Genomic DNA, 15,018 nt, shown 5'->3' with positions numbered 1-15,018 from the left:
AGCTTGAAAAAGCTCCCTCCTTTTTATTCTTCGTTGACAAATGTGACGGATTTTTATCTCCTAAAGGCCTAGGTAGCGTTCCACTTCTGCCTGCATGTCACGCGCCGCAACAACTGTCTTGTGGCGGACGGTAGCTGTTTCTAAACCGTCCACTGCTAGTGGAAGTGCCACACCTGACAATTCCTGCAATTGCGCAAGCGCCGCAAAATCACTCAAGCCTGTCTCGCCTGTCACCGCTTCAACCGCAACGACTGGGAACTTATAAGGACTAGCCGTTGAGGCAATCACAGTCTTGGTTGCATCTTTTGTTTCAGCCACATATTTTTGGTACACGCTGGAAGCGACCGCTGTGTGCGGGTCTTCGATGTAGCGCGAGCTGTCATAGATCCGTTTGATTTCTAGAGCAGTCTCTTCTTCGGTCGCACATTCTGCTACAAACCAGTCAAATATCTCTGCTTCTACCGGCTGCACCTCATACTGACCATCTGCCGCCAAGGCGGCCATCAATTCAGCTGTTTTTTCGGCATCATTTCCCAAAAGGTGGAAAATCAAACGCTCCAAGTTGGACGAAACCAGAATATCCATGGACGGGCTCGTTGTCACCTTGAAGGCGCGTTTCTTGTCATACACCTTAGTCTTAAAGAAGTCTGTCAAGACATTGTTTTCGTTGGACGCACAAATCAGTTTTCCAACTGGCAAGCCAATCTGCTTTGCATAAAAGGCTGCTAAGATATTGCCAAAATTCCCTGTTGGCACGGTGAAGTTGACCGCCTCTCCTGCTACAATCTCACCTGCTTTGACCAACTGTGCGTAAGCATAGACATAATAGACAATCTGTGGCACGAGGCGCCCGATATTCATGGAGTTAGCAGATGAAAACTGCAATTGCTTGTCTGCTAACTTGGCACGCAAGGCCTCGTCATTAAACATCTCCTTGACATTGGTCTGCGCATCGTCAAAGTTCCCGTCAATCGCCACCACATGCGTATTGTCGCCAGTTTGAGTGGTCATCTGCAATTCCTGCACCTTGCTGACGCCGTCTTTTGGATAAAAGACGATAATCTCCGTTCCTGGAACATCAGCAAAACCAGCCATCGCCGCCTTTCCAGTATCGCCTGACGTCGCAGTCAAGATGACGATTTTGTTTTCCAAACCGTGTTTTTTAGCAGCAGTTGTCATCAAGTAAGGCAAGATAGACAAGGCCATGTCCTTGAAGGCAATGGTGGAGCCGTGGAACAATTCCAAGTTATACTGGCCGTCTAACTTGACCAAGGGCGCAATACGCGCATCGTCAAACTTGCTATCGTAGGCATTGTTGATACAGTAGTCTAGCTCTTCTGCCGTGAAATCGTCCAAGAAAGCCCCCAAAATCAGCTTGGCCACTTCCTGATAAGACAGGTCTTTCAAGCGATCAAAGTCGAGGGTTAGATGGGGATAGGTCAGGGGCGTGAAAAGGCCACCGTCTGTTGCCAATCCCTGCAAAATCGCTTGGCTAGCCGTTACTCGATTGTTCGCATCGCGTGTTGATTGATATACTAATGTCATGCTTTATCCTCAAACTCTTTTTTTCCATTTTATCATAATTTGTCAGAAAATTGAAAGAATCTAAGAAAAAACCAGATGAAAATCCGGTTTTTCATACAATTCTTCAAAAAAGATGCGTCACATGGACGAGCGTTTGCGAATCACACTTCCTAACACCCGTTTCTTGGGTACAGCAGGCGCAAGGCGCGTTCCAAAGATGATATTGCAGAGCCAGATAAAGAAAGCAAAGACCAATATCGGAATGATACAAGTCGTCACAATCAGCACAGCTACCGCATCCACCATATTGCCAAAGGCTGTCTCAAATTTCTCCAACAAGCCCTGAGCTGCTCCCGTCACCTTTTCCCAGAGAGAACTCTCGCTTTGCTCCGATGCCGTTTCCGACACTTCCTTGGCAGCCTCAATAGTCTGGTTAATCGAGGTCTGGTAGGTGGATTCTATCTTGTTTGACACAAAGACACTCGTAGGAATGATAAACAAAATGACTGCCGCAAAAAGAGACAGACGCACTGCCAGCTGCTTAAGCCTATCCTTTTTCAAATAGACATTCCCTGCAAACAGGACACAGGCCGCTGGAATCAGCCATTTAAAGGCTACAATACCGGTAATAGACACCAAATATTTTTGCAACCAAATGCCAGCATATACGATGAGGAGATAGTCTGCCAAGTCAGCTATATTTTCCGCTAGAGGAGTTCCAACGTCCCCAGGAATCAAGGTAATAGCTGTGGAAGTCGTCCCCGTCAGAGCTGTCAAGGTCAGAACCGTTTCTTTTTTCTCATCTAAGGACAAGATTGACTGGGCATTCATCTTTAGGATGAACTGAGAATCCGCTAGGATACACACAGAAATCAAGGCCAAACACAAGAAGAACCCCACCATCAGCTGCTTCTGATACCGAACTATCCAGTTTACAATTTGCATACACCATGCCTCCCATCTGTCGTTGATAAAGTAGCCCTAGTATATCATACCCGCTTTATTTCGTCTACTTGATGGGGTCTTTAATGGAGGTCTTTAATGCGCACCAATATGCTCTGCATATCTTTTTCATGGTAGTCTGCTTGCGATTGATCCACCGGCATCCGACTTTCCTCATAGGCAATGACTGCTAGACCTGCCGCTTTTGCTGCTGCAATTCCAAAGGCAGAATCTTCAATTGCCACCGCATCTTGGGCGGACACACCGAGCTTAGCCAAGGTCGCCAAATAAATAGCTGGATTGGGTTTACTTTCGGTAAAGGCTTCCCCGCTGACCAAGGTGTCGAAATAGGACAAAATACCACAGGCTTCTAACACTTCCTCAATATGGTCCTTGCGTGAGGACGAAGCAACTGCTAATTTGATGCCTTTTTCTTTGGCATAGTCCAAAATCGCCACTATATCTGCCCGAAACAAGGATGGATAATCCAACTGCTGGTAGCGTTCTTTGGCATAGTCCTCTAGCTGGTCACTGATGTCGGCCAAGGACAAATCGCTCCCTGACAAGTCCTTGATGGCCTGTGCCAAATGGGCATAGGAGCGCCCAACTAATGTTGGAAACGCGGCTTCATCGACTGCTCCCGCTACAGGAGAAATCCTTTTTACAAATTCTTTCTGAAGTTGAAAGTCGATATACTCCGTATCCACTATCACTCCATCCATATCAAATATTATCGCTTGAATCATCTTGTCCCTCTTATAGTCATTTCGTTTTAATCTATTACATCGTTAACTCGTCTTGCTTCTGAATAAACTTTGCTACATCGTCATTTTCGACTCGCCGTACTCACATACTGTCCGCGTCTTCCGTTCCTTATCTGAAAGTTCATTCATTGGACTATGCGTTTGTAATCGCTTTCTTATCATTATAACACAAAAAAAATGAGAGCAGAAGGTCTCTACATCTCATTTTCGTCTACATCTTCCGTCACTTGTAAGGCCGAGAGCGTGTTGGTGAATAATTTTACAGTAGGCTCTTCATTTAGTTAATTAAGGAAGGAAGAAAAGCATGCTCCTTTACTCACAAATGGCATCTAGCCAAAATGAAAAGACATACGGCTTAGTTGCTTCAAGTAAATATTCATCATGAACTGGTGCTCCCCATGAATTATCTCCTCCAACCCCCATTTGGGCTGCTAATAAGCGAATCCAAGTGAAACGGGACGGTGCCAACTCCTCTTGGTGGGTAGCTTGCTCTAACTCATAGGCACTATATGGCAGTACGCTCATTTCAAATGGGGTTTCTGCTGCGGTAAAACGTAAACCGCAGCCACGTGAATTCGTCACTTCTAACCATCGAACTTGACATCGATTGCCTGTTTCTTGGGGAACTAAATAGGGCTGTACATTTTGTTGAGCTGTTGTATCAAAAATCCCTAACCGTGCTCCGGAAAGCCGATCAATATAATTTTCTTCTGGTCCATAACCATAATAACGAACGTAGTTATAAGAAGATTTCACTTTAAAATCAATGCCATATAAGGGTAAACTTGGCAATCCTGCATAGCCCGGATATTCTCCCTTCACTCGAATACGACCATTCCTATCAACTGTATACGCAACCGTATGAAGAATGTTTTCTCCAAGTGGCAATTGATGAGTAAATTGAACCGTGACCTCGGTAGCAGATTCTTCTACAGAGAAATTGATACATTTTTGATATAAACTAGCCCCTAACCAGCTGCCTCTGTCAAATCCATGCTTCACTCCTCGGTCATTATCCGTTAGAGCACGCCAAAAGCTAGTTTTAGGAGTTCTGATAATAAATTCCGTACCATTTTTAACGTAAGAAACAAGACCTCCTTCAATGACCGAGAATAAAATGTCAAAATTATAGCCATGAACTCCAATATGTCCATCCCCTCTGACAACACGAAAATCGGCAGGATTTTCTTGGGAAGCTGCAGTTGCTTCTATACGATGTATCAATTGACCGCAACTCAATTCATGACCTTTAGAGGCCCATAAGGTATCTTTTTGTAAATGCTGAGTTACCTCATACGTATACTCTCCAGCTACTGTCTGTGTTGGATAATCGATCACTACGTGCTTTGTTTCTCCAGCTAAAACGGTGACTTGAAATTCAGTTTGCCAAATCAACTCTCCATCTCGCTTTAAGCTAGCTACGAAATAAGAGTCCGTTGTATCAGCAAACAGGCGTTGATTATGGATTGTCACTCCTTCTATATCTGGCTTTAAGACTATATTAGCATATAGTTGTTTCACCTCTTGTAATTTTGCAGTCGGTTTTCGATCCGCAAATACTAGACCATTTCCACAAAATTCAAAGTCTGTAGCACGATCTCCCCAATCACCACCGTAGGTGAGAACTTTTTCACCAAACTCGTTCTGTTTGAAAATCGCTTGGTCAATATAGTCCCAAATAAATCCACCCTGATACTGTGGATAGCGCTCCGCCAATTCGGTGTAAAGGTGTAGCCCCCCTAAAGAATTGCCCATGGCGTGCATATATTCACATAAAATAAACGGTTTTGAAGGATTTTCCTCAAGATATTTTATGACATGATGAGGCGTGGTGTACATTTGTGATTCAACATCACTTGCTTCATCAAACTCTCTGTTCCAAAAAACACCTTCATAATGAACAATTCGTGTATCATCTACCTCATGGAAAAAATCTGTCATCGCAGTGATACAGTCGCCTGCATAAGATTCATTCCCACAAGACCACATTAAAATGGACGGATGATTTTTATCTCGCTGGAACATATTGTTTGCACGATCTAACACATTCTCACGCCAAATCGGAATACTTCCAGGAACATTCCAAGAAGGTTCTACTCCAACAGGTTTTTGCCAAGAGCCATGACTTTCTAAGTTGGCCTCATCAATGACATACAAACCATATTCATCACAGAGCTCATACCAACGACTTTGATTTGGATAATGGGAGGTTCTAACAGCATTGATATTATGTTGCTTCATCAAGCGAATGTCCCAGAGCATCTCTTTTTCTGTTATCGCACGCCCTCTTTCAGGATGAAATTCATGACGATTCACTCCCTTAAAGACAATTCGCTTCCCATTCAAATACATGATGTTATCTTTGATTTCAAATGTTCTAAAACCGACTTGTTGTCGGACAACTTCTATGATTTTTCCATCTTGAACAAGTTGTAATTCCAGTTGATAAAGATGAGGACTTTCCGCACTCCAAGCCAGTACATTAGAAAGTTCTTGCTCTAAAACGATAGTTTCTTGAGCTGACTCATCCTGTTGATAGACAACCTCTCCGTCTGCATTTTTTAATGTTGCACAGAGCCGAACATTTGTCCTATCTCCGACAATCTGTGCTTTTACTTGCAAATATCCATCCTGATATTGATGAACCAAACTGGCTTTCACAAATAAATCTTGCACATGAACTTTTGGAATCGCATAGAGATAGACATCCCGAAAAATACCAGAGAATCTCCAAAAATCTTGATCTTCCAACCAGCTTGCACTCGAACGTTTATAAACTTCTACAGCTAGTTTATTTATTCCTTCTCTAAGGTAATCTGTAACATCAAATTCCGAAGGGGTAAACGAATCTTCACCATATCCTACAAATTGACCGTTTATCCATACATAAAAAGCAGTTTCTACACCTTGAAACGATAAAACTACTTGCTTCCCATGTAGTGCCTCCTCCAACTCAAACTCTTTTACATATGACCCTACTGGATTATACTCCCTTGAGATAAATGGAGGGCGTAACGCTTCTTGACCATCCCAAGGATAGAGAGAATTGATATATTGTGGTGTATCGTAACCCTGCAATTGTATATGCCCCGGCACCTGAATCGTATCAAAGGACCGAACATCATAGTCTAATGTATAAAAATCCTGAAGTCTCAAACTCGGATTTTTAGCATAGGCAAACTTCCAACTTCCATTCAACGATTGTTTTAATGGACATATCTTTGCATCTGCTTGCGCGACTGTCTCATAATACGAATGCGCCGAATGCGCCGGAAGGGTATTCACGCTAAATATTTCTGGATTCTCCAGCCACTCCAAACTAGCTTCGTCATATTTCATAATTTTCTCTTTCTAATATTTATTCATTAAACCTTTAAAAACATAGTGATTGAAATATCATTAAATGGATATTTTGCAACACATCCCTACTCTAACATCGAATTTGAAACAGTTTCTACACCTATCCAATCAGCTTTTTGCTAGCTATTTTCTTACAAAGCCCAATGCTCGATCGACTTGTTCTAGCTTAAAAGATGCTAATTTAATATAAGACAAATCTTGAGTAACTGCTCCAGACCAATTAGCTGAAAATTCTCTATCCCAATGCCCGTAAGAATTAAGTAAGAACAAACCGTCCGAAGTAACTGTTAATCCTGCATAACCAGTATCCCCAGACTTTGGACTATTCGTCCAATCTTCAGCAATTCTAATCCTGTATTGCCCCTCATGGCCATTCATTAAATCATCATAGGTGCCAATCCAAGCGATCCAATCTCCGGCTACCCAATCATCATTCTCCACTTCACCACTACAATTAACATCCAATATCATTTCGCGGAATGTTATGAGCAAACGCTGGCTACTTGGGTCATATATGATTTTGTGTCGCTCTCCCAGTAAAGCAGCAGAGACTTCTTTAGGTTTCGTCCACGTATCACCTTCATCATCAGAATAAAACATCACTGAACCATGACGATGACTCTGTGTCCGAGCTAATCCTACTATTCTTTTTCCGTCTGGCGAACGAAATAGTCCTACTTCACAAATTTGATATTCCTGTTCTAGATTCCGGTAATGAACTAAGTACGGTTCTGGAGTAGACCACTGTTCATTCCCTTCTGAATCAAATGTCAAATAAGTTCTGTAATTTACAAAATGGATATCATGGTATACTCCCATCCATTTATCCAATTTCCTCCCTTTAGCGTCCCTTAATTGAATTAAGCTCGCCATAGCAACTAACGAATGGTTTTGTTCACCAGTCTTAAGTGTAGGGTGAAAGGTACGATACTCCTCCCACGTTTGTCCCTTATCATGAGATAGAGAAGTCCTCCACCCCCCTTGATTATTTCCATGCCAATCAGGAAGGCCTGTGATCATGATTAATTTCGTCTGACCATTCAATAAATCTAATTTATATAGCGTAGGAGTTTCATATGAGGACTTCCACGAAAGAGGAAGATCCTTCTTTTCCTCCCAAGTTTGTCCACGATTGCGACTTATCCTCATCACTATCGGACCAGCACCATGACCAATAGGATAAACAGTTATCAAAGTCTCATCATCATCTAGTAACAGCATGTCCGGCTGCCCCAAATACTGTCGTTCCGTGCCAGGTGCTCTTTCAATATCTGATAAATTTTCTCTCGGCAGAGAATACTCTGGTATTGAAAAGCTATATTTCTTGTTTTCCTTATTGTTCATTACGATTCCATTTCCACAATACTTCATCTCATAGGATATTGTTCAAATATTCTATTATTTCATCAGCTACATCATGCAATTTTTGTTTAAACTCCCGCATATCCTCCGCTAACTCTTTTTTGCCTTTTTCAGTCAAGTATAAAGAATGATGTTCGTACGTAGGCTTTATCGTTTTTAATAACAGATTAATATGATTCTCATATATCGGTGCTATTTTCTTCAACATAAGTATCTTATTGACATCACGCACTCCTTCTGCCAGCTTTTCTAAGCGCAGACTCGACTTTGACCTAGGATGAGGCGCTGTTCTCTCATCTGGAAAAATTAAAAAAGTATCTCCAGCTTCAAAAGCATTGTGTGTCGTATCCTCTAACGGATTTTCAACCCAGGAATCATACGCCCATCGCAGATACCCTTTTACTCCAACCGAAGCAGCATATAGCATCGTCCAATAACTTTCACCAGGATCACTCAACGAGAAATTCCCAGGAATGTGTCCCGTACACGTGTACATTGTTGTCCGTAAATTTAACTTTTCACGTTCTTTTATCAGGTTTTCAAACTCAGTCAAATACGCCTTAATAGCAACTGAACCAACTGTTAAATCAGTCACTCTCATTGCTAAAGGTTTCTTACTGACAAAGCTATCCATCGCTCCAGCTATTTTAAAAGGTAGCCCGTCATCTCCTACTACACTCTCTATAAGGTCAAAAGCCTGCTCATGGAAACCACGTTCATCAATGCCGATGTAAATAAAATCCTTCCAGCCTTTTTCTTCTACATGACACATGAAATCCTTCAAAAACATTCGCCACACTATCTCATAAGCCGTTGTCCCAACTTGTACATCAAGCACTTTATAAGTCTGATGTCGCTCATCAAAATAACGAATGCTATTTGTCCAAGGTACCAAACTATAAGCAACAATCTTATCGCCTAACCCTAAGGTACGATTAAAAGTAACCCATTTATCAAAATCTGTATAATCAAAAGAAAAAGAGCCATCTATAGAGCATATCCACTTTACCATAGAGGGAAACTTTAACGTATTCTTACTATAAGTTTGTCCACCCCAAGCCTCATCAACTATTGTGACCGTAAGAGCGTGACCACCTATTTCCTTATATTTTTCCATATGCGGTCGAAGCACTGCAAAATGTTCTTCAGAAAACGGAAAAAGGTTGTAATATTCTGCTACTGCATAGGGATTTTGCCACAGCTCAATATCAAAACCTTCATTTTTGAAATCTACAACATCATATAAGACAAGATCTTGTACTTTTAAAGAATAGAAAAACTCTAATGGTTTTTTTAGCTCATCAGCTACAATCTTAATTTTCCCACAATAGTTCCCAGCAACTGTATCTTTTGGAATGTTTATCGTAATCCAAATATTTTGCAAATGATAGGCATGTATGTCAATCGGATGCGACGAATACAAAACTTCCGTAGCTTCTTCACGGTTCCCATCTGGTATCGGGCGTGTCGTACTACCATATCCTAACATACCCGTATACGCCATAACTGATTTTACAAAGGTTGCTGAAATATGTTCGGATGTCAAACATTTATGTCCATCTACAAAGTCATCTATCAAAACAGAAACATTGTGCAAATCCTGATCTTTAGCAACTACAGTGATCTGGGATACTGCTATATCATTTCTCCATGCTACTATTTGTTGTGAACGACAACTTTTCTCTACACAGCTATTGTAATCGACCTGGCGATATTGACGATTAGAATCTGTGAAACTCCCAACTAAGAGTTCCTGATTCTGCAATTCCTCCTGCGACTTCCTTGCAAAATCTTCCTTATCTTGCTCAATGGTTTTTGGGGTCATTATTTATATCATCCTTGCTAATACAATAACCTTAAAAAGGTATATCGAGTTATTCCGTCACTTGTAAGGCCGAGAGCGTGTTGGTGAATAATTTATGCCGCGCATCCCGATCCAAATCAATATAGTAGGCATAGAAAATATCAATGACCACGAGCACCGGAAACTGCGGGGAAATCATCGTGCCCTGCGCCAGATTTTTCTTGATGGCAACCAGCACCAATTCGTCACAATTATCACGCAATTCCTGCCGATTTTTTGAAGTCAAGAGAACCATACTAGCGCCAGCTTCACGCGCATCACGCACCGCATTGATAATGCTCATGGACTCACCTGAAACAGAAATGCCAATCACCAGACATTCTTCATTTAAGGTCACACGGTTCATCCGAATCATGTGGTCGTCGGTGACCGCCTTACAGGCCATTCCTAGCCGCATAAAGCGAAACTCAATTTCCCGCGCTACAAGACCTGAACTTCCCTGACCATAGATGTAGACCCGCTTGGCATTGTTCAAGAGATGTCCTACCCGCACAAACTGCTCTTCATCAATCAAGGAGTAGGTCTTATTCAACAGCTCACCATAATCCGACAAGACATGCTTGGTCAAATCTCGATTGACATGGGGCGAATCCGTCGTTGAACTGACTTCTTGAAAGGCATAGACAAACTGCCGATAGCCTGTAAAACCGCATTTCTGGGCAAAGCGTGTCAGAGAAGGCAGGGAGACATAGAGCTTTTCAGACACCGTTTTGGCAGACAAATCATCTTCTGCCACAGCTTCTGCGAGAAAATAATCCGCAATCTTCCGCTCAATATGCGTGAAATCACTGTAAACCGCTTCAATCATCGGAACCACATTTTTCTCTAATGATACCATGCCTCTTTCCTTTCTGACCTAATAACTAGGCTTTTCGAACTTCACTTTTCTGCTTGAAATGATAGTAAGCGCCAAACATACCAGCTGTATTCTGGTGTTGGGCAAAGACAATCTTGGTCTTTTCTGCGATACTTGATACGAGATTAGCTGTCAAAGCCTCTTGAATTTTCGGTTTCAAAATCGCTTCTTGTCCCATGATTCCACCGCCTAAAATCACAACCTCTGGATTGGCTACATAGCAAATATTGGCAATCCCTTTGGCAAGATAATGCACCATGCGATCCACACCTTGCTTGCAGAGCGGATTGCCCTTTTCAATTTCTTGGAAAATCCGTCGTCCGTTCCAATCTGCCACATCGTCCCCATGCGCTTCTGCAACGTAGCGAACCAAGGCAGTCGTTGAAGCCAAATCTTGGAAACTGCCTTCTGGCAGATGGAGATAACCCACCTCGCAGGCTGAATTGCTAAAGCCATGAAAGACTTGGGAGTCAATCAAGAGACAACCCCCGATGCCTGTTCCCACGGTCAAGCAAACCGCCACCTTTGCTCCCTTGCCACTACCCGAGATGACTTCTGCCAGCCCCGCGCAGTTGACATCATTTTCGATTTCACAAGGAATGCCAAACTGGGCTTCCAAGTCCTTTTTAAACTGGGTGCCAGCATAGTTTGGAATTTGCGGACCTGCATAGAAAATCTCTCCCTTATCAGGATCGACCATCCCTGCTGAGGAAATGCAAATCCCAGACAGACTGACTGTTTCAAGATAGCCAGATACAATCCCCGCCACCTTTTCCAAAATCGCAGGCCCACCCTTATGAGCCTCTGTCGGCATTTCATGGCTTTCAACCAACTGATCGTTTTCATCAATCAAACCGTATTTGATACTGGTCCCACCAATATCAATGGCAACATATGTTTTCATGAGCCACCTCTTCTTCTCACAGGAAACCAATTCCCGCAAGTTTTTTCTTATAAGAACCGTTCCTTGGTTTCACGAATCAAGCGTGCAGCTTCTTCAACAATCTCTTTATCGTCTTCACAAACTGGAGTAAGAGGCGAACGTACACTACCCAAATTCAAGCCTTCATTGATACGCAAGACTTCCTTGATAACGCCATACATATTGCCACGCGCAGCGGTCAAGCGTCCAATAATCGCGTTAATAGCAAATTGGAGTTCTTTAGCCGTCTCCAAGTCCTTATCCGCAATCAATTGATCGAGTTTGAGGAAGAGTTCTGGCATGGCACCATAGGTACCACCGATACCACCAGCAGCCCCCATCAAGCGACCGCCCAAGAACTGCTCATCTGGGCCGTTGAAGACCACATGGTCATCTCCACCAAGACTGGCAAAGGTTTGAATGTCCTGCACTGGCATAGAGGAATTTTTCACCCCGATGACGCGCTCGTTTTTGAGCATTTCCTTGTAAAGGCTCGGTGTCAACGCTACGCCCGCCAACTGCGGGATATTGTAAATCACAAAATCTGTATTTGGAGCTGCCGCGCTCATGTCATTCCAATACTGGGCAACCGAGTATTCTGGCAGGCGGAAGTAAATCGGCGGAATCGCTGCAATCGCATCAACCCCAAGGCTTTCTGCGTGACGTGCCAATTCGATACCGTCTTTAGTATTGTTGCAGGCAACATGGGCAATAATGGTTAGTTTGCCCTTGGCCACTGCCATGACTTCTTCTAAGACCACTTTCCGGTCTGCCACACTTTGGTAGATACATTCGCCAGAAGAGCCGTTGACATACAAACCTTGCACACCTTTTGCAATGAAGTACTCGGTCAAGCTACGAACACCTTCACGACTAATCTCACCATTTTCATCATAACACGCATAAAATGCGGGGATAATTCCATGATATTTTTCTAAGTTTTTCATTTATTTCTCATTTCTTATTATATTTTTAGAAAACAGCCACTTTAAACACTACTTTCTTAACTGGCAAGTCATTTACACGAATTTTAGGCTGGTGCAAATCCTCTGGAAATAGAATGATACAATCACCAACTTGCAACTGAATAACTTGTTCTGCAACACCATCATACAATTCAGCATCAATTTCTACATCATATGGATCACGAACAACAACTTTGTCTGCCGAGGTCACAGCAATACATTCTGTATTTTCCACCACTACATGAACATCTATATAATTGTGATGGCCTTCAAAAAAATCTCCTGTTGTTCCATCCGCAACATATCGAAAACAATTGCCGTACAAAAATTCCCCTAAAATATCTAAAGGACCTTCTTGAAAAGAAGACATATCACTTTCCTCTATAAATAAACCCAAGTCTTTAAAATATGGATTTAAATCAACATATCTGGAAAAATGACTCAATTTTGTAATTATCATCTTAACACCTCATTACCCCACCTTCCAAACATTACTGGAAAGGAAACGGGACAATACCTTTATAAATAATAGCTGTATAGCGTGGTCGTACTTCTACTTGAATTGTACCCAGTTGATCTCTATCAAGATCGTTTAACCAAGCTATTCCTTGAGATTGCTCAACAGATCTTATCTTACTCCCACTCTTATCAACAAGAGATAAGGTGATACTTCCAATAGGAACTTGCAACCTCTCTTCTAATTGCTGAATATTCACTCCTACATTTTCCTGTGAATGGAGCAACAATGCATCCACAATGTCAACATTTACAGTTGGAAGCTCTGCTCCATACCATGTATCAGAAAACAGACTTTCCTCCCATAACCCTAGTCCATCTAAAATATCCTTCGCCATCATGATATGACCATTCGGTCCCGGATGAAGAGGAGGACTATCACTCATGATGCAATACTTAGCATCCCATAAATAAGGATAGGTATCCAATATCGCCGAGAAGGTATCATAGTGATCAATGAGTATCACCTCTTCTTGAGTAGCTAATTTTTGTACCTGATTAGCATATTCAATGATATTCTCATATCTAAGGGAAGGAGGGGGAGTCCTTAAAATAATTGTACTCCCTCTTTTGCGTAACAAATGGACCAGTTCTTTCAGTTCGTTATAATAGGCAGCAGGCGAAATCTGTTGACTATCATTCGTTCCCAACATCAAACAAACAATATCTGGTTGATAACGATTGAATCGTTGCTCAAAGTGTGATAGTGTTTCAGAGATGGTCGAACCTGACACTGCTGTATTTAGAATGACATCTTCTCGCCTTCCCAATACATCATGTAAATACTTTTCAATAATCTGTGGTGTGCTGTCGTATCCAAAAGTCCACAAGGCTCCATGAGTAATGGAGTCTCCCATAAATAGCCAATTTAGAGACTCTTTGCTTCTAAACACACTCTCTAGGCTAGCAATTGTATTTTTTTGTTGGGGCAGACTTTCAGAAATACCGCCTGTTCCAAAAATTGTTTTTAGCTGAATTTGCCTCCCGCTAATCTTTGTTTTTAGCGTGTAGTCTCCGACTAAAAACTTTCTGGGGATAAACGCCTTATTTTCAATCCCCTTTTGCTGCACTTTCTGATTTCCTGTCTCAAGTACATACTCCCAGATTTCCGATTGAAACTCTTTTGGTAAGGAAACACAAATCCCATCGTCTGTAGGAGAAATCGTAGGAGAAATCGCTACATAGTGAGCCGTGTGGCAACGGTTAACGAACTCCAAAGATACATCTTTACCTGGATAATGCTCTGATGTCCCAATAGTTGCCTCACTAAGTTGTCTCCCTATCTCTAAGTGACCATACGCATTTAGATATAAATCATCTGTTAGACAAGTAGATTTAAAAGATTCTGTCTTTGTTAATTCATCATGACGAACAACCACAATGTTATCATAGGCTTTTTCACTCTTGTAACGATTAACAACAGCTAAAACAACTTGAGCATAGTCTGCAATTAAGCTATTGAACCATTCGTCTTTCGTTGAATGACAAATTTGAATAACCACTTTACAAGTTCTATACTCCAATGCTAAAACTCGCACTAAAAATTCGTCTAGTTCCTTTTGAAATTCTTGAAGGTAGTCTTTTCCCTTAAGAATATCTTCGTAGCCAATATGGTACGAAACAATATTTGGATGATATTGCTGAATATGTTTTTCAAAATTCCCTAGCAACTTTTTCAATGTCAATCCAGCTTTTGCAGAGTTAAAAACATATCGCTGCATCGTTGCAATTTGAGCAGAACGTTCTAAATCTTTAGCTCTCCGTTCCCAACGAAGGTATTCTTCAAAATGTCCCACATAATTTCTACAACCTTGTGTCTGGCTGAATCCACCAACAGCACTTTCACCACCCGTAACTACCCAAACGAGGCTTTCGTTACTTTGTAAAAGTCTCCGAACAGACTCACCCATCTGAAAAACTGGACTTTTCATAACAACATTCCC

General features: G+C 41.9%; 11 protein-coding genes. All 11 read right to left on the bottom strand.

Annotation, left to right across the window (positions count from 1 at the left end; all coding sequences use genetic code 11):
• Positions 1-60: 60 nt before the first annotated feature.
• The 11 genes from thrC to BU202_RS08805 all read right to left on the bottom strand — a co-directional run bounded on the left by thrC (position 61) and on the right by BU202_RS08805 (position 15,006).
• Positions 61-1,545 (bottom strand): threonine synthase, encoded by a 1,485-nt coding sequence (gene thrC, locus BU202_RS08855; protein ID WP_075105422.1) that lies wholly within the window; start codon positions 1,543-1,545, stop codon positions 61-63.
• A 117-nt stretch (positions 1,546-1,662) separates the two neighbouring features.
• Positions 1,663-2,469 (bottom strand): hypothetical protein, encoded by an 807-nt coding sequence (locus BU202_RS08850; RefSeq protein WP_083605791.1) that lies wholly within the window; start codon positions 2,467-2,469, stop codon positions 1,663-1,665.
• Between the two features lie 80 nt (positions 2,470-2,549).
• Positions 2,550-3,212 carry an HAD family hydrolase gene (locus tag BU202_RS08845; protein ID WP_075105421.1) on the bottom strand — a complete coding sequence of 221 codons (663 nt, stop codon included), beginning with the start codon at positions 3,210-3,212 and terminating at the stop codon, positions 2,550-2,552.
• 330 nt (positions 3,213-3,542) lie between these two features.
• Positions 3,543-6,569, bottom strand: coding sequence for a beta-galactosidase, LacZ type (lacZ, locus tag BU202_RS08840; protein WP_075105420.1), 3,027 nt, complete (start codon positions 6,567-6,569; stop codon positions 3,543-3,545).
• Between the two features lie 144 nt (positions 6,570-6,713).
• Positions 6,714-7,934 (bottom strand): sialidase family protein, encoded by a 1,221-nt coding sequence (locus BU202_RS08835; protein WP_075105419.1) that lies wholly within the window; start codon positions 7,932-7,934, stop codon positions 6,714-6,716.
• A gap of 28 nt (positions 7,935-7,962) precedes the next feature.
• Entirely contained in the window at positions 7,963-9,777 is a 1,815-nt protein-coding gene (locus tag BU202_RS08830) for a DUF4091 domain-containing protein (RefSeq protein WP_075105418.1), read from the bottom strand.
• Positions 9,778-9,826: 49 nt separating this feature from the next.
• Positions 9,827-10,654, bottom strand: a complete 828-nt coding sequence (locus tag BU202_RS08825) for a MurR/RpiR family transcriptional regulator (RefSeq protein WP_075105417.1) — start codon at positions 10,652-10,654, stop codon at positions 9,827-9,829.
• 25 nt (positions 10,655-10,679) lie between these two features.
• Positions 10,680-11,576, bottom strand: a complete 897-nt coding sequence (locus BU202_RS08820) for an ROK family protein (RefSeq protein WP_075105416.1) — start codon at positions 11,574-11,576, stop codon at positions 10,680-10,682.
• Between the two features lie 47 nt (positions 11,577-11,623).
• Positions 11,624-12,541, bottom strand: coding sequence for a dihydrodipicolinate synthase family protein (locus tag BU202_RS08815; RefSeq protein ID WP_075105415.1), 918 nt, complete (start codon positions 12,539-12,541; stop codon positions 11,624-11,626).
• Between the two features lie 25 nt (positions 12,542-12,566).
• Complete coding sequence (locus BU202_RS08810; RefSeq protein ID WP_075105414.1) at positions 12,567-13,019, bottom strand: YhcH/YjgK/YiaL family protein; 453 nt, start codon at positions 13,017-13,019, stop codon at positions 12,567-12,569.
• A gap of 31 nt (positions 13,020-13,050) precedes the next feature.
• On the bottom strand, positions 13,051-15,006 hold the full coding sequence (locus BU202_RS08805) for an SGNH/GDSL hydrolase family protein (protein WP_075105413.1): 1,956 nt from the start codon (positions 15,004-15,006) through the stop codon (positions 13,051-13,053).
• Positions 15,007-15,018 lie beyond the last annotated feature (12 nt).

The sequence above is a fragment of the Streptococcus cuniculi genome, assembly GCF_001921845.1.
GTDB lineage: Bacteria > Bacillota > Bacilli > Lactobacillales > Streptococcaceae > Streptococcus > Streptococcus cuniculi.
Note: the sequence above shows the minus strand (reverse complement) of the source record. Positions and strands in the feature narration are given on the sequence as shown.

Bases quoted from the DNA above. Each gene is read 5' to 3' on its own strand.
- BU202_RS08825 (WP_075105417.1), bottom strand. From the start codon at position 10,654: ATGGTATCATTAGAGAAAAATGTGGTTCCGATGATTGAAGCGGTTTAC.
- BU202_RS08805 (WP_075105413.1), bottom strand. From the start codon at position 15,006: ATGAAAAGTCCAGTTTTTCAGATGGGTGAGTCTGTTCGGAGACTTTTA.
- BU202_RS08835 (WP_075105419.1), bottom strand. From the start codon at position 7,934: ATGAACAATAAGGAAAACAAGAAATATAGCTTTTCAATACCAGAGTAT.
- lacZ (WP_075105420.1), bottom strand. From the start codon at position 6,569: ATGAAATATGACGAAGCTAGTTTGGAGTGGCTGGAGAATCCAGAAATA.
- BU202_RS08810 (WP_075105414.1), bottom strand. From the start codon at position 13,019: ATGATAATTACAAAATTGAGTCATTTTTCCAGATATGTTGATTTAAAT.
- BU202_RS08845 (WP_075105421.1), bottom strand. From the start codon at position 3,212: ATGATTCAAGCGATAATATTTGATATGGATGGAGTGATAGTGGATACG.
- BU202_RS08820 (WP_075105416.1), bottom strand. From the start codon at position 11,576: ATGAAAACATATGTTGCCATTGATATTGGTGGGACCAGTATCAAATAC.
- BU202_RS08830 (WP_075105418.1), bottom strand. From the start codon at position 9,777: ATGACCCCAAAAACCATTGAGCAAGATAAGGAAGATTTTGCAAGGAAG.
- BU202_RS08850 (WP_083605791.1), bottom strand. From the start codon at position 2,469: ATGCAAATTGTAAACTGGATAGTTCGGTATCAGAAGCAGCTGATGGTG.
- BU202_RS08815 (WP_075105415.1), bottom strand. From the start codon at position 12,541: ATGAAAAACTTAGAAAAATATCATGGAATTATCCCCGCATTTTATGCG.
- thrC (WP_075105422.1), bottom strand. From the start codon at position 1,545: ATGACATTAGTATATCAATCAACACGCGATGCGAACAATCGAGTAACG.